This is a genomic window from Kribbella sp. VKM Ac-2571, from assembly GCF_004362255.1.
In the GTDB taxonomy this organism is placed as follows: Bacteria; Actinomycetota; Actinomycetes; order Propionibacteriales; family Kribbellaceae; genus Kribbella; species Kribbella pratensis.
The window spans coordinates 78233-95691 of the sequence record NZ_SNWS01000022.1; the positions used below are offsets into that span (position 1 = coordinate 78233).

Sequence of the window (17459 nt, forward strand, 5' to 3'; positions counted from 1 at the left end):
CGCATCACCGTTCCCTTCGTATGAAGCGCACAGTCGAGCCCAAGGTCCTGTACTTCGGTACACCCGTAGTCCTGATCAGCTCCCGCAACCCCGATGGCACCACGAACCTCGCCCCGATGTCGTCCGCCTGGTGGCTGGGACACACCGCGATGCTGGGGATGGGGACGAGCGCCCAGACCGTGAAGAATCTCGTCGAGCGGCCGGAGATCGTGCTGAACCTGGTCGATCCGGACATGGTCGCCGCGCTCGACCGGATCGCGCTGCTGACCGGGTCGGAGGAGATGTCGGAGTCGAAACGGGCCCGTGGGTACCGGTACGTGCCGGACAAGTTCGCCGCCGGCGGCCTGACCCGCGAGCCGAGTGAACTGTCCGGCCTGGATTCCGTCCAGGAGAGCCCGATCAACCTCGAAGGCCGGATCGAGGCGATCAACGAGATCGGCGGGCCGGACTCGCACCTGTGCTCGTTGGAGATGAAGGTCGAGCGGGTCCGGGTTCGCAAGGACCTGCTGATGAGCAACGACCGCTACATCGACCCGCTGCGCTGGGATCCGCTGATCATGAAGTTCACCGAGTACTTCGCGGGCGGCGCTCCGGCGTACCCCTCATCACTGGCACGCGGGTGGCAGATGCCACCGCTCAAGCAGCTGACTTGACCAGCACGCCGGGCTCCGTCGTCCGCGGGGCCCGGCGCCTGATGATCGTGCAGGCCATGCCGCCGATCACCAGCGCCGCCGCGATCGCCTGCTGCGGGCCGACCGCCTCACCGCGCAGGACCCACGCGGCGGACATGCCGACGACCGGTACGAGCAGCGAGAACGGTGCGACGGTGCTGGCGTCGTACTGCCGGAGCAGGTAGCCCCAGATGCCGAATCCGAACAGGGTCGCCCCGAAGGCGAGGTACGCGATCGCGCCGATGCCGGTCAGGTCGATCGCGCGGATCGCGTCGACGTCGGCCTTCGGCCCCTCGGTGAGGAGGGAGAGGACCAGCAGCGGTACGACGGCGACGGCGCTGACCCAGACCATGAAGCGCAAGGTGTCCGGCGGCTTCGCGTACCGGGTGATCGTGTTGGCCACACCCCAGAACCCGGCCGCGACGATCACCAGTACCAGCGCTGCCAGCGGCGCCGACAGCTTGCGGTCGACGACGATCAGCAGGATCCCGACGCAGGCGATGACGATGCCGAGGATCTGCGCGGGCCGCGGCCGCTCCCGCAGTACGGCGATCGCGAACAGGACCGTGAAGATCACCTGACTCTGCAGCACGAGCGACGACAGGCCGGCCGGTACGCCGTGGTCCATCGCGATGAACAGCAACCCGAACTTCGCGACGCCGAGGGCGAGTCCGACACCCACGACGTACCGCCAGGCGACGCGTGGTTTGCCGAGCAGGAAGATCGCGGGGACGGCCGCGAAGAAGAACCGGAGCGCAGACAGCAGGAGCGGCGGCATGCCTTCGAGACCGACCTCGATCACGACGAAATTGAGGCCCCAGACAACGACAACGGCGAGGGCGAGGAGCAGGTCACGAGGCTTCATACGGTCCAGTGTCGGCCGGAGTACACTTAAGGACCAGCACCGATTGCTACCGCCTACGATGTAGGAGCACTTCATGATCGATCTCGGGCGCCTCAAGGCACTGCACGCGGTGGCGCAGTACGGCTCGGTCAATCGGGCGGCCGAGGTGCTCGGCTACACACCGTCCGCGGTGTCGCAGCAGCTGGCGAAGCTGGAGCGGGAGACCAGGACGACGCTGATCGAGCGGCAGGGGCGCGGGATCGTCCTGACCGATGCGGCGCAGCAGTTGGCATCGACGGCCGCGCGGATTCTCGAGCTGGTCGAGGACGCCGAGCTCACGCTGGAAGAGCAACGCGGTCAGGCCATCGGGACGCTCAGCATCGCCGCGTTCCCGACCGCGACGCGCGGCCTGTTGCCGCCCGCTCTCGCGCGATTGGTCGACGAGCACGAGCAACTGGATGTCCGGGTACTCGAGACCGACCCGTTCGAGGCCGTGGCCGCCGTCAACCGCGGCGAGATCGACATCGCGATCGTCCACGACTGGCACAACACCCCGCTCGGTCTGCCCGAAGGATTGTCGCGGGTGAAGCTCGGTAGTGATCCCGCCGACGTACTGGTGCCGGCGACGCATCGCCTGGCAGGCAAGGAGTTCGTCCGCGCCGAGGACCTCGTCGGCGAGCGGTGGATCTGCCAACCGGTCGGGTCGATCTGCCACGAGTGGCTGATCCGGACGATGCGCCGCGCGGGTGTCGAGCCGGAGGTCGCGTACTCCGTCGCGGAGTACCAGACCCAGTTGGCGATGCTCGCCCGCGGCCTCGGCATCGGTCTGCTCCCCCGGCTCGGCCGCGGCCCGGTCCCCGACGGCGTGGTCGTCGTACCGCTGCAACCCGCCCCGAGCCGCCGCCTGTACGCCGTTTGGCGCACGACCACGTCCCGCCGTCCGGCGATCACCGTCACGCTCGCGACCCTCAAAGCAGCCTGGCCGGAGCGCGACACGGCTTGATCACTATTGATCACCTTGCGCGACCGATTGACAGCGTTCCGCGCTTGCCGCTACGTTCACCTGAACTATTAGGAAACCTTCCTAATCATCCTCCCCGACGCCCCCTCGGAGGAAGTTCATGATCCGTTCTGTCTTGGCCGGCGTACTGCTGGCCGCCTCGACCCTGCTGCCGACACAAGCTCAGGCGCAGGCCGTTGCCGACGTCAGCACGTCGGCCGAGCTCAAAGCTGCGCTGACCGCTGCCAAGCCCGGTGACACGATCAAGCTTGCCGACGGCACCTACACCGGCAACTTCAAGACCACGGTCGACGGCACGTCCTCGGCGCCGATCACGCTCACCGGATCGCCGAACGCCGTACTGCAGGCCGGCGGCGGTTACGGCCTGCATCTCGACGGCGCGTCGTACTGGAACGTCAAGGGCATCACGGTGACCGGCGGCCAGAAGGGCATCATGATCGACGGCGCCGCCCACGTCACGATCGACGGCGTCACCGTGCACGGACTGGACATGGAAGGCGTGCACTTCCGCAACAGCAGCACGTACGGCGTGATCAAGAACTCGCGCATCTACGACACCGGCAACGACGGTCGCGGGATGGGCGAGGGCGTGTACGTCGGCAGCGCGGGCGGCACCTCGGACAAGTCCGACCACGTGCAGATCCTCGGCAACACGATCGGCCCGGACGTCGGCGGTGAGGCGGTCGACCTCAAGGAGGGCACGACCGGCGGACTCGTGTCCGGCAACAGGTTCGACGGCCGCGGCCTCACCGGCGCGAACTACGACGACAGCTGGATCGATGTCAAGGGCAACAACTATGTGATCGAGAACAACACCGGCAAGAACACGACGAACAACGGGTACGAGACGCACACCCAGCAGTCCGGCTGGGGGTGCGGGACGGTCTTCCGCGGCACACGTCCGACCTGACCGGCGCGACCGGGAGCGGACGGTACGCGTTCAACATCACCAACTACAACGCCTCCAGCTGCAAGGTCACCATCGACCGCAGCAACACGATGACCGGCGGGAAGGCGCTGACCAACCCAGGGATCCCGGTCACCTGACGAACTCCCCGGCCGCCCTGCCCGGCGGCCGGGGCCCAGGGGGAACCAGCAGACACCCCCTAGGTCCGGCTGGCCCGCCCCGTCAGCCGGGCCGCCCCATCAGCCGCCCGTCCCGTCAGCCGGGCCGCCGGTCAGCCGGGCTGAGAGGCGGGCTGTTTGGCCGGGGCGGCGACGATCTGCCGGAGCTTGTCCTCGGTCTCGTCGTCGAGCGCGGTGTAGACGGTCGCCCGGGTCGGCCCGAGTTGCGACAGCCACAGGTTGACCGGCTCGATCCGGAGGATGCCGTACCCGTCGATCTCCAGCATCTTCGTCCGCGTGCTCGGCGCCGCCACGTCGTACCGCTCCCAGAGCTCCGCGAAGTACGGCGAGCTGTTGAGCAGGCCCTGGATCAGGTCCTGCCAGAGCGCTTCGCCGACGTGCTCCGCGGACGCTGCGCGGAACGCCGCGACCATGTGGTGCTTGGTCATCTCCGCATCGACGAAGCTGCACATCCAGCCGTCGGACACGAAATTCAGCCAGAGCAGGTTCCGCTCCTCGACCGGCACTTCGTTGAGGTCGAGGACCACTTTGCAGTACGCGTCGTTGAACGCGAGGATGTCGTACCGCGTGTTCAGCACCAGAGCCGGGTACGGCGAGACCGCGTCGAGCGTCTTCTGTACCGACGAGGGCAGCGCCGTACACGCGCCCGGCGACGGGCCGAGCCGGAGCCCGGCCAGCCGGTACAGGTGGTTGCGCTCCTGCCGGTCGAACCGCAGCGCCGTCGCGATCGCGTCCAGGACCTGGGCGGACACGTTGATGTCGCGGCCTTGCTCGAGCCACGTGTACCAGGTGACGCCGACTCCCGCGAGCAGCGCGACCTCCTCGCGCCGCAGTCCCGGCGTACGGCGGCGGCCGCCCGGGGCGAACCCGACCTCGTCGGGCCGGATGCGCTCCCGCCGGCTGCGCAGGAACACCCCCAGCTCCCGCCGCTGCGCTGCAACGGTTCTGTCGGTGGCTGCTGGGACAGTGGTCATGGTTCCATCATGGACACAGGCGCAACCGGGTGCCAGGTGCTGTGAGTAATAGGATAAGCAGGCTCTCACCACCAGGCTCTGAGCGCGCGCACGCTGGAGCCATGACAGACCAGCTCCAGGCTGCCACCACTTCGGTCACCTCGCGGCCGCAGGCCGCTGCGGTGCCGCTGAAGCCGGTGGCGCTCACAACTCTCATCTTCGGCGCGTTCCTGCCGATGCTCTCCTTCTTCGTCATCAACGTCGCCCTGCCCGCGATCGGCTCCGACCTGCGCGCGACTTCCGGCGAGCTCCAGCTCGTCGTCGGCAGCTATGGGATCGCCGTGGCGACCCTGCTCGTAGTGGGCGGTCGCCTCGGTGACACGTTCGGCCGCAAGCGCCTCTTCCTGATCGGCCTGATCGGCTTCACCGTCATGTCGCTCATCTGCGCCATCGCCCCGACCATCGGCGTACTGCTCCTCGCACGGGTCGTCCAAGGCGCCGCAGGTGCTGCTGTCACTCCACAGGTGCTGGCCACGATCACCAGCCTGCTCACCGGCCAGCACCGCGCCCGCGCGATGGCCATGTACGGCGTGGCGGGCGGTGCGGCGGCAGCGTTCGGTCAGATCCTCGGTGGCGTACTGGTCGAGGCAAACGTGTTCGACCTCGGCTGGCGGGCCGTGTTCCTCGTCAACGTGCCGGTCGGCATCGTGGGCGTGCTTGCGGCGATCCGGCTGATCCCGGAAACCAAGGCAGCCAAGGCGCAGCGCGTGGACCTCGTGGGAGCTGCGCTACTCGCGCTGACTCTGGTCCTCCTGCTCCTGCCGCTCACCGAGGGCCGACCGCTCGGCTGGCCGCTCTGGACGTGGCTCTGCCTCGCAGCAACGATTCCGGCCGTCGTGCTCCTCGGTGTGCACCAGCACCGGTCCGAGCGGTCCGGTGCGGCTCCACTGATCCCACCCACGGTGCTGCGGCTGAAGGCGATGCGAATCGGCCTCCTGCTCGCAGTGGCGTTCTTCACCACGTTCGGCGGCTTCATGTTCGTTTTCGCGCTCGCCACCCAGGGCGAGGCGCGTATGTCGCCGCTGGAAGGCGGTCTGAGCCTGCTGCCGATGGCCGTCGGCTTCCTGATCACCTCGATCTACGGGCCTCGGCTGCAGGTGAAGTACGGCGCGGGCCTCATCGTCCGCGGCTGGATCATCCAGGGCGTCGGGTACGCCGTACTCGCGGTCGTCGCTCTCACCCTCTGGCCGCACGTCAGCCCGTTGAAGCTCGCCGTACCCATGTTGATCGCCGGCTTCGGCTCCGGCCTCGTCATGGTCCCGCTGATGGGCGTGGTCCTCAGTCAGGTCCCACCGGCCCAGGCAGGCCTAGGCAGCGGCATCCTGCTCACCAGCCAGCAGACCTGCCTGGCACTGGGAGCCGCCACCGTCGGTACGGCGTACCTAGCCCTAGCCGGCACCACCTGGGACCAGGGCGGCGCACTGGCCGCAGTAGCTCTGGCAATCACCGCCATCTCGTTGCTGATGACGCCAGTCACGCACCAGCTGCGGACCAGTGGGAAGGGCGCGTAACCGCCTTCGGAAGTCTCGTGGTGTGGTCGCCTCGGGCGGCGTTGATCTGGGACTGGGTGACGAACAGGGCACCGGTCAGGTCGGCGCCGCTCAGGTCGGCGTCGCGGAGGTCGGCGCCGATCAGGTCTGCTTTGCGGAGGTCGGCTCCGCGCAGGTCGGCTCCGATCAGGTAGGCGCCGCGGAGGTTGGCTTTCGCGAGGTCGGCGCCGCGGAGACGGGCTCCGACAAGGTCCGCGCCACGGCGTTCCTTCTTCTTGCTCTGCTTGCCGCGCAGGCGTTGGCTGGTCTTGAGAAGCAGTTCGTTGACCGCTGCGCGCTCGGCATTCACGTCGACGGTGGTGAGGTCCGGCGTACGGCTCACGTCTTCGATGCGGGCGATCGCCGCCCGCGCCGCTTCGTCGTACTCGAGGACTTCGGTGAGATACCAGAGCAGCTCGTGCAACTGGCGGAGGATCGGCAGCGCCGCGAACATCTCAGCGGGCGATTGCCCTCGCCTGGTGATCTCCTGCCCGGCGCCGAAGCAGTCGTACACCGTGCATCCCTGGAAACCCTTGCTGCGCAGGTCTTTGTGGATGGAGCACCGGAAGTCGTCGCTCAGATTCGGGCACGGCTCACCCGCCGGCTTGTCCAGAGCGAAGTCCGCCGACTTCGTGAAAGTCAGCGCGATGCAGCACAGGCCGACGCAACTACTGCAGTCGGCCCGCAGGTCAGTTCTGTTCGGCAACCGTGTGGCCGGTACGGCGCCAGCGGATGCCGGCCTCGATGAAGTCGTCGATCTCACCGTCGAAGACGCCGGAGGTGTTCCCGGACTCGTACTGCGTGCGCAGGTCCTTCACCATCTGGTACGGGTGCAGGACGTACGACCGCATCTGGTCGCCCCACGAGCCCTGCACGTCCCCGCGCAGCGCGTCGATCTGGGCCCGCTCCTCGGCCTTCTTCAGCGCGAGCAGCTTGGCCTTCAGGATGACCATCGCGCTGGCCTTGTTCTGCAGCTGGGACTTCTCGTTCTGGCAGGAGACCACGGTGCCGGTCGGGAGGTGCGTGATCCGGACCGCGGAGTCGGTGGTGTTGACGCTCTGACCACCCGGACCGGACGACCGGTACACGTCGATCCGCAGCTCTTCTTCCGGTACGTCGATCTCGTCGGTCTGCTCGAGCACCGGGACCACCTCGACCGCGGCGAACGAGGTCTGCCGGCGGCCCTGGTTGTCGAACGGCGAGATCCGCACCAGCCGGTGCGTGCCCGACTCCACACTCAACGTGCCATAGGCGTACGGCGCCTTGACCCCGAACGTGGTCGACTTGAGCCCGGCTTCTTCGGCGTACGACGTGTCGTAGACCTCGGTCGGATAGCCGTGCCGCTCGGCCCAGCGCAGGTACATCCGCTGCAGCATCTCGGCGAAGTCCGCGGCGTCCACACCGCCCGCGCCGGAGCGGATCGTCACCAGCGCCTCGCGCTCGTCGTACTCACCGGACAGCAGCGTGCGGACCTCGAGGGACTGGATCGCCTTGGCGACCGAGCCCATCTCCTTCTCCGCCTCGGCCAGGCTGTCCGCGTCGTTCTCCTCGCGGCCCAGCTCGACCAGCGCGCCGATGTCGTCGAGCCGGCCGCGCAGGTTGGTCACCCGCTCGACGTCGGACTGCAGGCTGGACAGCCGCGACGTCACCTTCTGCGCGTTCGCCTGGTCGTCCCAGAGATCGGGCGCAGCGACCTGCTCGCCGAGCTCGTCGATCTCCTTGCGCAACGCAGGAAGATCGAGCACTTTCTCGATCGAGGTCATCGTCGCGTCGAGCTGCTTCAGCTCCGCGTCAAAATCCAGTGCAGCCACAACTAAGCAGCTTAGCTCAGGCGAGACCGCGACGAAGAACGGCGAAGACCTGGGCGATCGCGTTCTCCAGCTCCGTCTGGGCCCGGCCGAGCTCGTCGGGTGATGCTTCGTCGGGCAGGGTGCGCATCAACTGTTCCTCGAGGACCTTCTGTGCGGCGGCGTACAGGGCCGCGATCAGCCGGTTGCGCAGGTGGTCCGGCGACCGCTCGTCGAGCGCCTCCGTGAGCGACGTCTCCAGCTCGTCGGCGGCCAGCCGGCGCCGGGCGAGCAGCGCGGGGCTGCCCTCGATCGTGCGCACGAACTGCTTCCAGGTGGCCAGATGGCCGACCTCGAGCCGATCACGCGTCCCCGCCAGGTACTGCGCCTCCAGCACGTCCACCGGATCCGCATCCGGCGGCGCCTCGCGGACCGCCCGCGCCGGCCCCTTCCACCACCCCGACTCGTCGAAGAACAGATCCTCCTTGGCCGGGAAGTGGTTGAACACCGTCTGTACGGCGACATCCGCGGCCCGCGCCACCTCGGCGACGGTGACCGCGTCGAAGCCGCGCTCGAGGAACAGCGTGGTGGCCACATCCGAGATGGCCTGCCGCGTCTGCTGCTTCTTGCGTTCCCGCCGCCCGAGCTCCATTGCACCGACCCTAGCGGATCTGCTTTACTGATTCCATTGTTGTAGTCATTCTAATTTTGGAGCATCACCAATGACTGTTCTCGTCACCGGAGGTCGCGGCGCGATCGCCCGCGCCGTCACCGCCGGCCTGATCGCCGCCGGACAGGACGTCCGCGTCGCCAGCCGCGAACCCTCCGCTCTCCCGTCGGCCGTCGCCTACGATCCGGCGGACCCGTCCTCCGCGCTCCGCGACATCAGCCAGGTCTTCCTGTACTCCTCCCCGTCGACAGCGCCCGCTTTCGTCGCCGCAGCCGAGGCCGCCGGCGTGAAGCAGGTCGTCCTGCTCTCGTCGTTGTCGTCGCTGGGCGGCCCCGAGGACCCCCACGCGAAGACCGAACACGTGATCGCCGACGCGTCGTACGCGACCACCCGGCTGCAGCCCGGCGCGTTCATGAGCAACGCGAGGTACTGGGCTCACCAGGTCCGGGCGACCGGTCAGATCCGGCTGCCCTACCTGGAGGCCGAGGAAGCCCCGATCCACGAGCAGGACATCGCCGATGCGGCGGTGCGCGTACTGCTCGACGGACCGGGCAACGGGCACGACGGTCGCGGGTACCCGATGACCGGGCCGGAGTCGATGACGCGCCGGCACCAGATCGGGCTCGTCACCGAGGTCACCGGCGTACCGATCGAGGCCGTCGACCTCACCCCCGACGAGGCTCGCGCCGAGATGGGCATGCGCGACGAAGGCCAGCGCGAGACCCTGCTGGCCTACTGGGCGTCCCGCGTCGGTACGCCGGCCACGATCGAGCCCGGCGTCGAACTCCTCACCGGCCACACCGGTCGAACCTTCACCACCTGGCTCACCGACCACCCCGGCCTCTTCACGTGACGTAGGAGCGCTACTCCCAGATAGCGCCAGAAACTTCCACTCACGTGGGGAAACCGGCTCTTGCAAGCACCCCGAACCCAAGCAACCTCGATCCACGCCTCGACGTTCCAGCAGGAGAAGACCCTGCACACGCGGGGATGACCCGCCGCCTGCTCGACGCAGGCCCGGGTGATCGGGCGGTGGGAGGAGGCACCAGCGTTCACCTGGGGTGGTTCGGGGGTGTGCAGTTTGGACAGGACGTGTCGGTTGGCGGGGTAGTGCACCTGAGCGTGATTGTGGTTGTGCGTACGGTGTCTCGGTGGTGCTCTACCTGTCGAAGTGGTACATAACCAGCCGACCGGGCGCGCGTCGGTCGCGGTGGGCGTTCGCTGATGCGCGCCGACAGGAAATGGTGGGTGGCGACACGACGTGGTGGGTGGAGAGCGGCTATTTCCTGTTCACCGGCACCGGTTCAAGTGCCACGCCTCACTACCACCCATCCACCCGCCTCTACCTCGGGGGCCTGCCCCGTCGGCCGGTTTTCAACCCACACGAGCCGGAAGTCTCCAGTTAGCGGATCGGGACGATGGCGGCGGCCTCGGAGGCGACGTCGGCCGTGCCCGGGAAGCCGGGCGGCTGGAACGGGAGGTCGGCGGTGGACGTGAGCCGCACCGTCACCGTCGTCCCCTCGACGTCCACGGTCCAGTCGAGGTTGTCGAACCTGTTGCCCGCGGCAACGTCGTCGAGGTAGTCCGCGGTCAGCCGGCGCGCCTGGTCGGGATCGATCGCGGCATTGCCGCCCGCGCCGGGCTGGGCGTAGACGGCGGCGAGGCCGTTCGCGGCCGCGAGGACGGCGCCGTCCGCGGTCGCATCGAGGTCACGGCGGACCAGGAACGCCTTCGAGATATCGGTGACCACGACAACCATCAACAGGATCACCACGGTGAACCCGACGATCAGCACGGTCATCTGCCCTTCTTCGCCCCGCCTGCGCCGGTTCATCATCCGGTGCCCTTGGCTTGGCGGTAGTCGCCGAACGCCTCGGTGTGCGAGGAGCTGATCCGGATCGCGGGCGGCTCCCCGCCGAGCGCATCCGGGATCAACGGCAGCCGGACCTTCGTCTCCAGGGTGACTGTGACGGTCGAGCCCGGCTGCAGACAGGCCGGGCTGCAACTGATCGTGAGCTCGTCCGAGCTGAGCTCCATCCCCTGGTCCTTCATCGCCAACTCGGCGGCGTCGAACGCCCGCGCCCGCGCCTCGTCCTCGGACACCCCGTCCGGCACGATCACGAACGCCCGCCCGGCCGCGCGGGTCGCCGCGGTCGCGCCGTACGACGCTCGCTGTACGTCGAACACGCCGAGCATCATGTACACCAGCGGAACCATCAGCAGGATCGCCAGCCAGGAGAACTCCACAACGGCGCTCCCGCGCTCGTCCCGGCGCCGCCTCACTCGCCCGTCTCCTTCACGGCATGTCCCTCGACGGTGAACGAGATGCCCGGCCCCCACAGCCCGAGCGGCGGCATGTGCGCGTGGACGGACACCTCGACGCCGGGCTGCCCGTCGATGTCGGTCTCCTCCGCGGACACCGAGTCGATCAGCCCGTCCGTCACCACGCCGCTGACCAACTCCCGGGTGCGTGCCGCACCGTCGGCCGGCGCCCGGTTGAGCACGGCCGCGTAGTGCGCACCTTCGGAGGCCGCGGCGGTCACCGTGTTGCGCACGTACAGGAACAGGCCGACCTGGAGGATGCCGAGGAACAACGGCACCAGGATCGTCGAGACCAGCACGAAGTCAACGACCGCCGACCCCCGCTCACCGCGGGTCCGGCGCATTACTTGTTGCTGACCGACGACAAGGCACTTCTGAGCATGTCGGCGAGTTGGTCGCCGGCCAGTTTCCAGATCGCGACGACCAGACCGGCCGTCATCACGGTGATCAGCACCCAGCCGGGTACGTCGCCGCGCTCGGTCCGCGCCGGACGTGGCTTCAGCAGCAACGTCAGGAACAGCCTCGTCAGGTGTAGGGACATGACCTCTCCTCAGTTCATCCGGCGATCAGCCGGATTCCGACAGCGCCCGGGTAGAAGGCGAACGCGATGGTCACCGGAAGGACCAGGAAGATCACCGGGACCATCATCGCGACCTCGCGCCGCGCGCCCGACTCGATCAGTTCGCGGCGCCCGGCTTCCCGGATGTCGCCGGCCTGCGCACGCAGTACGTCGGCCAGCGGGGTGCCGCGCTCGAGCGCCACCGCCAGCCCGTCCGCGAAGCGCGAGAGCGCCAGCAACCCGGTGCGGTCCGCAAGCGCGTCGAGCGCGCGGACCAATGTCTCTCCCGCCCTGGTCTCGGCCAGGACGCGTTTCAGCTCGTTGGCCAACTCGCCCCGGGACGACCGCGCGACCCGGTCGAGGGCGGCGGCCGGACCTTCACCGGCCGCAACCGACAACGCGAGCAGCTCGGCCACGGTCGGCAATTCGGCCAGCAGGCGCCGCTCACGCCGCCGTACCTGAGCTGTCAGGAACGTGTCACGACCGAGGATCGCGGTGATCCCGAGCACCAGGCAGAACACCAGCAGCGCCACCGGGTCCCCGAGGCCGACCATGGCGGCGACGACCGAGATCACCAGCCCGGCGCCGAACGCGATCGCTCCCCAGAGCAACTGCTCGATCCGGAACTCCTCGACCGTCCGGTCCAGCCCGGCCCGCTGCAGGCGCCGGCGGATCGTGTTCGCGCCGCCGAGGATCCGCTCCAGCCGAAGTGCGGCGGACCGCAACGACGGACCGAACAACCGCAGAATCGCGTAGAACGGCGACCGCGAGTCGATCACGCCGACGAACACGTCGGGCGCACCGAGATCCCGCAGGTACGGCGAGATCCGCTCGTCCACCGTGGGTTTGCGCAGGAACGGCAATCGCAGTACGACGAGCAGCAGGCCGGCGCCGAGCACCGCGCCGAGGAAGCCGCCGAGCAGCATCGGGCTCATCGCAGCACCCGCTCGGGCTCGGGCAGCCGACCGATCCGCAGCATCACCCGGTACGCGATCACACAGATCACAGCACCCACGGCGATGATCAGCGCGCCGACCGGCGAGTTGTACCGCTGGATGACGTCGCCCTGGAAGGACAGCAACAGCAGCACCAGCCACGGCGCCGCGACCGCGACCCGTGCGCCGTTGACCGACCACGACTGCCGGGACTCGAGCTCGGACCGGGTCCGCGCGTCGTCGCGCAGGAACGACGACAGCGACCGCAGCAACCGGCCCAGGTCGCCGCCGCCGACCTCGCGGGCGATCCGCAGCGCTTCGACGACACGGTCACCGACCGGGTCGGCCAGCCGCGCCTTCAAACGGTCCAGCGACTCGGCGAACCGGCCGGTGGAGGCGTAGTCCGCACCGAACCGCCGGAACGGCTCGCGCAACGGCATCGGCCCGCGCTCGCCCACCTGAGCCAGCGCCTCCGACAACGACAGCCCTGCCCGGACCGCCGAAGCGATGTTGTCGACCACGTCCGGCCACAGCTCGCGGAACTCGGTCAGCCGCTTCCGGGCCCGCGACCGCACCAGCGCGATCGGCACCCAGCCGGCCATCAGCCCGAACACCACGCCGACCGGCAACGTCTTCGACACCGCGAACATCAGCAGGAACGCGACCAGCGCCATGATCACGCAGGCGCCGATGAACGCACCCGGCGTCAGCCCTTCGATCCCCGCGCTCGCGAGCAGGTCCCGGCTCTTGCCGCGCAGCCGCCCGTCCGAGCCTGGCACGGTCTCGAGCGGCGCCACGAACGCCGCGATGATCAGCAGCAGGCCGACACCGAAGAACAGCCCGATCACGAGCCCCATCAGCTCGCCGCCCCACGCGGCAACTCGGTGAGCAGCCCGGCCACGTTGTACCCGGCCTGCTGGAATCGCTCCGGATGCGGCAACTGCCCCTCGGCACGCCGCAGGTACCCGTCGTACGTGCTGAACAGGGTCTCGGTCTCGATCGCCTGCTCCTCCAGCCGCCCGGTGACGGCAACGATCTCGCGCACCCGCCGGCGCCCGTCCGCCGCGATACCGAGGTGTACGACGAGATCGACGCAGCCGGCCACCGTCGGCAGCACGAACCGGGAGCCGATGTTCTCGCCGGCCAGCAGCGGGAGCGTGCACATCTTGGTCAACGCCTCACGCGCCGAGTTCGCATGGATCGTGCACATGCCGGGCAGGCCGCTGTTCAGTGCGAGCAGCAGGTCGAGGCATTCCTCGCCGCGCACCTCGCCGACGATCACCCGGGACGGCCGCATCCGCAGCGACTCCTTCACCAGGTCGCGCAGCCGCACCTCACCGGTGCCTTCGAGACCGGCCTGCCGGGTCTGCATCGACACCCAGTCGGGGATCGGCAGCTTGATCTCGAAGACCTCCTCGCAGCTGATCACCCGCTCGCTGCCGGGGATCGAACCGGCCAGCGCGTTCAGCATCGTGGTCTTGCCGGCCTGCGTGCCGCCGGAGACCAGCACATTGAGGCCGACGGCAACCGACGCCTCCAGCACCGCGGCCGCGTGCGGTGTCAGCGAACCGAGCTGGACCAGGTCGGTCAGCCGGGTCGCGCGGACGGTGAACTTGCGGATGTTGATCGCCGCATACCGCTGGGTGATGCCGCCGAGGACGATGTGGACGCGGCTTCCGTCCGGCAGCCGGGCATCGGTGAACGGCTGCGAGACATCGATCCGGCGGCCGGTGGTCTTCAGCATCCGCTCGACGAGGTCGCTGACCTCTTCCTCGGTCAGCACGGTCGTGGTCAGCTCGTGCCGGCCCTCGCGCGCGATGAACACGCGGCTGGGCTCGTTGATCCAGATCTCCTCGACGGACGGGTCGTCCAGGTAGCGCTGCAGCGGCCCGAAGCCGGCGACCCGGTCGTGGACCTCGCGGCTGACCGCCTCCAGGTCGCCGATCGGCGGCACCACACCGCTCAGACTGCGCTCGTCGTACTCCCGGACGACGGTGGCGACGATCGAGTTCACCGCGCCCGGGTCGCGGAGCGGGTCGATGCCTTCGCGGCGCACCACGTCGCGCACCTGGGCGTCGATCAACTCGATGGCGCCGTTCCAGCTCGAGCGGTGCGCGTCGAGCCTGTCCGCAGTCATCGATCTCCCCGTGTGAGTCCCGTCTGGCGACCACGCTCGGTCACCATGCGGGGACCATCCTTTCAACCGCGGGGCGTCCGGCGCCACCCGCGTCTGCTGCCCTGTGGACAACCGTGACACGCCGTTGGCTCACTCACCGTATCGATCGGGTCACGGCCAGGTCCAGAAAATTGCAGCTTGTTGCAATTCCAGGGTGTCAGCGGTGTACGAGCGTGTGCTCGAAGGAGTAGCGGCTCGCGCGGTACAGGTGGGAGCCGTACTCGACCGGCTGGCCGTGGTCGTCGTACGTGATCCGCGTGGTCGCCAGCAGCGGAGAGCCCGGCTCTTCCGACAGGAGCTTCGCCTGCTCGGGTGTTGCCGGTAGGGCGGAGATGGTTTGGTGCGCCACCTTCAGACGGACGCCCTCGGCTCGCAGCAGCTGGTAGAGACCACGCTCGGCCAGTGTGGCCGGGTCGGTCTCCAGGATCTCCGGCGGCAGCCAGTTGCGCATCAGAGCGAGCGGTTCGCCGTCGGCCCGCCGCAGTCGCTCCAGGCGCAGCACCCGGTCGCCCAGCTCGCACTGCAGTGCCGTGGCGACCTCTGCGGTCGCAGGTGAGATTCCGAAGCGCAGTACGTCGGTTTCGGGCTTACGGTGCGCTGAGGTGAGGTCGTCGTACAGGCTGGTCAGTTCGAGGGAACGGCGTACCTGTCCGGAGTTGCCGACCACCTGGGTGCCGACCCCGCGCTTGCGGACCAGGAGGCCCTGGTCGACCAGACGGGCGATCGCCTGGCGGACGGTCGGCCGGCTCAGTCCGTAGGCCTCGGCCAGGTCCACCTCGTTGCTCAGCCGGGACCCGACAGGCAGCTCGCCGCCCTGGATGGCCGCCTCCAGCTGCTGCGCCAGCTGCACGTGCAACGGCGTACGGCTGTTCCGATCGACCTGGACCTGGACGGTACTCATGGGCTCATCCTGAAGGCTGGACCGGAATCCGTCGAGCCGGTACCCGGATTTGATCAGAACCGCCTGCCGTAGCCGCGGACGCTGAACAAGGGCCTGACGCCAGGTGAACTTTGTGATCCTGACGGTCCGGATCGCGGGCACTGAGTTTGGAGCCGTGATGTGGTGGGGCAGGATGACGGCTTCGCCCACGCCGCCCCGGATCGCTGTCAGCAAGGGAGAACGCATGGAACCGCTTCGCATCGGCATCCTCGGTGCCGCTCGGATCGCCGGCCGGGCCATCGTCGAGCCCGCCAAGCTGACCGGCGCCCGGCTGGTCGCGGTCGCCGCGCGTGACACCGGCCGGGCCGAAGCGTTCGCCGCCGAGCACGGCGTCGAACGGGTCCACGCGTCGTACCAGCAACTGCTGGACGATCCTGAGATCGAAGCCATCTACAACCCGTTGGCGAACGGGCTGCACGGGCCCTGGAACCTGCGGGCCCTTGCCGCAGGCAAACACGTGCTGACCGAGAAACCGTCGGCCAGCAACGCCACCGAGGCTCTGGAGGTCCGGGACGCCGTCCACTCATCCGGTCTGGTGTTCATGGAGGCGTTCCACTACGCGTACCACCCGGTGATGCGGCGGCTGCAGGAGCTGGTCGCCAAGGGCGAGCTGGGCGACCTGCAGACGGTCGAGGCGACCATGGTGATGCCCCCGCCGCCGGAGGACGACCCACGCTGGTCCCTGCCGCTCGCCGGGGGTGCCGTCATGGACGTCGGCTGTTACGCGCTGCACGCACAGCGGATGTTCGCGCCGTACGCCGGTGGTGCGCCGAAGCTCATCAGTGCACGCGCCGGTGAGCGCAAGCGGCTGCCGGGCGTGGACGAGTGGCTCAACGCCGACCTGGAGTTCCCGAGCGGTGCGACCGGTGTGGTGCGGACCAGCATGGCGGCCGAGAGCGTCGAGTTCAGTCTCAAAGTCGTCGGCAGCCGTGGTGAGGCGTTCGCCCCGTTCTACGTGCTTCCGCAGAACGACGATCGGGTGATCGTGACGACCAAGGAAGACACCTGGGTCGAGCACCTCGGCACCCGGACGTCGTACACGTACCAGTTGGAGGCCTTCGCCGGGGCGATCCGCAATGGCGCTCCGCTCCTCACCGACGCCGACGACGCGCTGGCCACGATGGAGCTCATCGACGCCTGCTACGTCGCCGCGGGCATGGCCCCGCGACCGGTCTCCGCGATCTGATCGCCGCGGCCGGCGACCGCGTGCGCGAACGCCTGGATGAACGGGTGTGGGCGTCTGCCGTCGCCGGCCAGCTCCGGCTGGAACAGGCTGGCCAGGTAGAACGGGTGACCCGGCAGCTCAGCGATGCGCGGTTCACCTGCGTCGTCGTACCCGCTGAAGACCATGCCGTGTTCACGCAGTAGGTCGAGTTTGCTGCTGTCCAGGCCGTAGGAGCAGTGGTACCTCTCTATAGAGCGCTCGACACCGAGTAGCTCGGCAGCAAGGGTTCCTGACCGCACCTGTACTCCGCCCTCGTGTCCGTCGAGCGAACACTGCATCGGCACGATCAGGAGCTCGTCAGCGTCCGGCGTAGTCTCGCCATGCTGTACGCCGATTGCGCCGCAGACGTTGCGCGCGAACTCGAGCATCGCGTGCTGGAACCCGCCACACGTACCCAGGAACGGGATCCCGCGCTCGCGGGCGATCCGGACCGCGGTCACTGCACCGGCCTCGCTCCGGTACGGGCTGCCGGGCAGCAGCCAGATCCCGTCGAAGCCTTCGAGCGCATCGTCGGCGGCGTCGCTCGGGACCCAGTAGACGTCGAGGTCCAGGTGATCGCGTTCTTCGAGTTCTTTGAGCAGACCGGGGATGCGGGCGTGCGAACGAACATGCGGTGAGCGGTCCCCGACCAGGGCGAGGCGTCCGGAGTAGGCGTTCATGGGTCCATCATCGGGTCGCGCC

General features: G+C 68.7%; 21 protein-coding genes. 7 read left to right on the plus strand and 14 right to left on the minus strand.

Features of this window, described 5'->3' with window-relative positions; all coding sequences use genetic code 11:
* Window positions 1–20 precede the first annotated feature (20 nt).
* A complete protein-coding gene (locus tag EV651_RS36135) occupies window positions 21–653 on the plus strand; it encodes a flavin reductase family protein (RefSeq protein ID WP_133789773.1) in 633 nt (210 codons plus the stop codon).
* Here the strand turns inward: EV651_RS36135 and EV651_RS36140 are convergent.
* Window positions 637–1536 carry an EamA family transporter gene (locus tag EV651_RS36140; protein WP_133789775.1) on the minus strand — a complete coding sequence of 300 codons (900 nt, stop codon included), beginning with the start codon at window positions 1534–1536 and terminating at the stop codon, window positions 637–639. The two genes, EV651_RS36135 and EV651_RS36140, sit on opposite strands and share 17 nt — an antisense overlap.
* 73 nt (window positions 1537–1609) lie before the next feature.
* On the opposite strand from EV651_RS36140, the gene EV651_RS36145 reads away from it, so the two are divergent.
* From EV651_RS36145 to EV651_RS42060, 3 genes are all read left to right on the plus strand, one after another.
* Window positions 1610–2518, plus strand: coding sequence for a LysR family transcriptional regulator (locus EV651_RS36145; RefSeq protein ID WP_133789777.1), 909 nt, complete (start codon window positions 1610–1612; stop codon window positions 2516–2518).
* 118 nt (window positions 2519–2636) lie between these two features.
* Window positions 2637–3446 carry a right-handed parallel beta-helix repeat-containing protein gene (locus EV651_RS36150; protein ID WP_202870666.1) on the plus strand — a complete coding sequence of 270 codons (810 nt, stop codon included), beginning with the start codon at window positions 2637–2639 and terminating at the stop codon, window positions 3444–3446.
* Window positions 3410–3583, plus strand: a complete 174-nt coding sequence (locus EV651_RS42060; RefSeq protein ID WP_202870667.1) for a hypothetical protein — start codon at window positions 3410–3412, stop codon at window positions 3581–3583. Before EV651_RS36150 ends, EV651_RS42060 begins: the two co-directional genes overlap by 37 nt.
* Window positions 3584–3714: 131 nt before the next feature.
* On the opposite strand, the gene EV651_RS36155 is transcribed toward EV651_RS42060, so the two are convergent.
* The gene (locus tag EV651_RS36155; protein ID WP_133789779.1) at window positions 3715–4596 is read right to left on the minus strand and encodes a helix-turn-helix transcriptional regulator; all 882 of its coding nucleotides are present in this window, start codon (window positions 4594–4596) and stop codon (window positions 3715–3717) included.
* 101 nt (window positions 4597–4697) lie between these two features.
* Between EV651_RS36155 and EV651_RS36160 the strand changes: the two genes are divergently transcribed.
* A complete protein-coding gene (locus tag EV651_RS36160) occupies window positions 4698–6146 on the plus strand; it encodes an MFS transporter (RefSeq protein WP_133789781.1) in 1449 nt (482 codons plus the stop codon).
* Here the strand turns inward: EV651_RS36160 and EV651_RS36165 are convergent.
* From EV651_RS36165 to EV651_RS42750, 3 genes are read right to left on the minus strand one after another with little or no spacing between them, the layout of a single operon-like run.
* Window positions 6109–6870 carry a pentapeptide repeat-containing protein gene (locus tag EV651_RS36165; RefSeq protein ID WP_133789783.1) on the minus strand — a complete coding sequence of 254 codons (762 nt, stop codon included), beginning with the start codon at window positions 6868–6870 and terminating at the stop codon, window positions 6109–6111. The two genes, EV651_RS36160 and EV651_RS36165, sit on opposite strands and share 38 nt — an antisense overlap.
* Complete coding sequence (gene prfB, locus EV651_RS36170) at window positions 6854–7975, minus strand: peptide chain release factor 2 (RefSeq protein WP_133789785.1); 1122 nt, start codon at window positions 7973–7975, stop codon at window positions 6854–6856. Before prfB ends, EV651_RS36165 begins: the two co-directional genes overlap by 17 nt.
* A 16-nt stretch (window positions 7976–7991) precedes the next feature.
* Entirely contained in the window at window positions 7992–8603 is a 612-nt protein-coding gene (locus tag EV651_RS42750) for a TetR/AcrR family transcriptional regulator (protein WP_133789787.1), read from the minus strand.
* A 70-nt stretch (window positions 8604–8673) separates the two neighbouring features.
* Here EV651_RS42750 and EV651_RS36180 point away from each other — a divergent pair, with 70 nt between their 5' ends.
* Window positions 8674–9474 carry an NAD(P)H-binding protein gene (locus EV651_RS36180; protein ID WP_133789789.1) on the plus strand — a complete coding sequence of 267 codons (801 nt, stop codon included), beginning with the start codon at window positions 8674–8676 and terminating at the stop codon, window positions 9472–9474.
* 549 nt (window positions 9475–10023) lie between these two features.
* On the opposite strand, the gene EV651_RS36185 is transcribed toward EV651_RS36180, so the two are convergent.
* The 8 genes from EV651_RS36185 to EV651_RS36220 all read right to left on the minus strand — a co-directional run bounded on the left by EV651_RS36185 (window position 10024) and on the right by EV651_RS36220 (window position 15514).
* Entirely contained in the window at window positions 10024–10422 is a 399-nt protein-coding gene (locus EV651_RS36185; protein ID WP_133789791.1) for a pilus assembly protein TadG-related protein, read from the minus strand.
* A 32-nt stretch (window positions 10423–10454) separates the two neighbouring features.
* The gene (locus EV651_RS36190; RefSeq protein WP_131348043.1) at window positions 10455–10904 is read right to left on the minus strand and encodes a TadE/TadG family type IV pilus assembly protein; all 450 of its coding nucleotides are present in this window, start codon (window positions 10902–10904) and stop codon (window positions 10455–10457) included.
* Entirely contained in the window at window positions 10901–11287 is a 387-nt protein-coding gene (locus tag EV651_RS36195; protein WP_133789793.1) for a TadE/TadG family type IV pilus assembly protein, read from the minus strand. The genes EV651_RS36190 and EV651_RS36195 overlap by 4 nt, the downstream gene beginning before the upstream one ends.
* Entirely contained in the window at window positions 11287–11484 is a 198-nt protein-coding gene (locus tag EV651_RS36200) for a hypothetical protein (RefSeq protein WP_133789795.1), read from the minus strand. The genes EV651_RS36195 and EV651_RS36200 overlap by 1 nt, the downstream gene beginning before the upstream one ends.
* A 14-nt stretch (window positions 11485–11498) precedes the next feature.
* A complete protein-coding gene (locus tag EV651_RS36205) occupies window positions 11499–12437 on the minus strand; it encodes a type II secretion system F family protein (RefSeq protein WP_133789797.1) in 939 nt (312 codons plus the stop codon).
* On the minus strand, window positions 12434–13294 hold the full coding sequence (locus EV651_RS36210) for a type II secretion system F family protein (protein ID WP_133789799.1): 861 nt from the start codon (window positions 13292–13294) through the stop codon (window positions 12434–12436). The genes EV651_RS36205 and EV651_RS36210 overlap by 4 nt, the downstream gene beginning before the upstream one ends.
* Window positions 13294–14574: a CpaF family protein gene (locus EV651_RS36215; RefSeq protein ID WP_133789801.1), complete on the minus strand. Its 1281-nt coding sequence runs from the start codon at window positions 14572–14574 to the stop codon at window positions 13294–13296. The genes EV651_RS36210 and EV651_RS36215 overlap by 1 nt, the downstream gene beginning before the upstream one ends.
* A gap of 196 nt (window positions 14575–14770) precedes the next feature.
* The gene (locus EV651_RS36220) at window positions 14771–15514 is read right to left on the minus strand and encodes a GntR family transcriptional regulator (protein WP_131287255.1); all 744 of its coding nucleotides are present in this window, start codon (window positions 15512–15514) and stop codon (window positions 14771–14773) included.
* A gap of 223 nt (window positions 15515–15737) precedes the next feature.
* On the opposite strand from EV651_RS36220, the gene EV651_RS36225 reads away from it, so the two are divergent.
* Window positions 15738–16739: a Gfo/Idh/MocA family protein gene (locus EV651_RS36225; protein WP_133789803.1), complete on the plus strand. Its 1002-nt coding sequence runs from the start codon at window positions 15738–15740 to the stop codon at window positions 16737–16739.
* Here the strand turns inward: EV651_RS36225 and EV651_RS36230 are convergent.
* Entirely contained in the window at window positions 16694–17437 is a 744-nt protein-coding gene (locus EV651_RS36230) for a hypothetical protein (RefSeq protein ID WP_133789805.1), read from the minus strand. The genes EV651_RS36225 and EV651_RS36230 overlap by 46 nt on opposite strands.
* Window positions 17438–17459 lie beyond the last annotated feature (22 nt).

What these genes read in the sequence shown, in the direction of transcription:
- EV651_RS36210 (WP_133789799.1), bottom strand. Translation starts at nt 13,294, where the DNA reads ATGGGGCTCGTGATCGGGCTGTTCTTCGGTGTCGGCCTGCTGCTGATC.
- EV651_RS36155 (WP_133789779.1), bottom strand. Translation starts at nt 4,596, where the DNA reads ATGACCACTGTCCCAGCAGCCACCGACAGAACCGTTGCAGCGCAGCGG.
- EV651_RS36150 (WP_202870666.1), top strand. Translation starts at nt 2,637, where the DNA reads ATGATCCGTTCTGTCTTGGCCGGCGTACTGCTGGCCGCCTCGACCCTG.
- EV651_RS36225 (WP_133789803.1), top strand. Translation starts at nt 15,738, where the DNA reads ATGGAACCGCTTCGCATCGGCATCCTCGGTGCCGCTCGGATCGCCGGC.
- EV651_RS36180 (WP_133789789.1), top strand. Translation starts at nt 8,674, where the DNA reads ATGACTGTTCTCGTCACCGGAGGTCGCGGCGCGATCGCCCGCGCCGTC.
- EV651_RS36220 (WP_131287255.1), bottom strand. Translation starts at nt 15,514, where the DNA reads ATGAGTACCGTCCAGGTCCAGGTCGATCGGAACAGCCGTACGCCGTTG.
- EV651_RS36195 (WP_133789793.1), bottom strand. Translation starts at nt 11,287, where the DNA reads ATGCGCCGGACCCGCGGTGAGCGGGGGTCGGCGGTCGTTGACTTCGTG.
- EV651_RS36135 (WP_133789773.1), top strand. Translation starts at nt 21, where the DNA reads ATGAAGCGCACAGTCGAGCCCAAGGTCCTGTACTTCGGTACACCCGTA.
- EV651_RS36200 (WP_133789795.1), bottom strand. Translation starts at nt 11,484, where the DNA reads ATGTCCCTACACCTGACGAGGCTGTTCCTGACGTTGCTGCTGAAGCCA.
- EV651_RS36215 (WP_133789801.1), bottom strand. Translation starts at nt 14,574, where the DNA reads ATGACTGCGGACAGGCTCGACGCGCACCGCTCGAGCTGGAACGGCGCC.
- EV651_RS36145 (WP_133789777.1), top strand. Translation starts at nt 1,610, where the DNA reads ATGATCGATCTCGGGCGCCTCAAGGCACTGCACGCGGTGGCGCAGTAC.
- EV651_RS36205 (WP_133789797.1), bottom strand. Translation starts at nt 12,437, where the DNA reads ATGAGCCCGATGCTGCTCGGCGGCTTCCTCGGCGCGGTGCTCGGCGCC.
- EV651_RS36185 (WP_133789791.1), bottom strand. Translation starts at nt 10,422, where the DNA reads ATGACCGTGCTGATCGTCGGGTTCACCGTGGTGATCCTGTTGATGGTT.
- EV651_RS42750 (WP_133789787.1), bottom strand. Translation starts at nt 8,603, where the DNA reads ATGGAGCTCGGGCGGCGGGAACGCAAGAAGCAGCAGACGCGGCAGGCC.
- EV651_RS36230 (WP_133789805.1), bottom strand. Translation starts at nt 17,437, where the DNA reads ATGAACGCCTACTCCGGACGCCTCGCCCTGGTCGGGGACCGCTCACCG.
- EV651_RS36160 (WP_133789781.1), top strand. Translation starts at nt 4,698, where the DNA reads ATGACAGACCAGCTCCAGGCTGCCACCACTTCGGTCACCTCGCGGCCG.
- EV651_RS36140 (WP_133789775.1), bottom strand. Translation starts at nt 1,536, where the DNA reads ATGAAGCCTCGTGACCTGCTCCTCGCCCTCGCCGTTGTCGTTGTCTGG.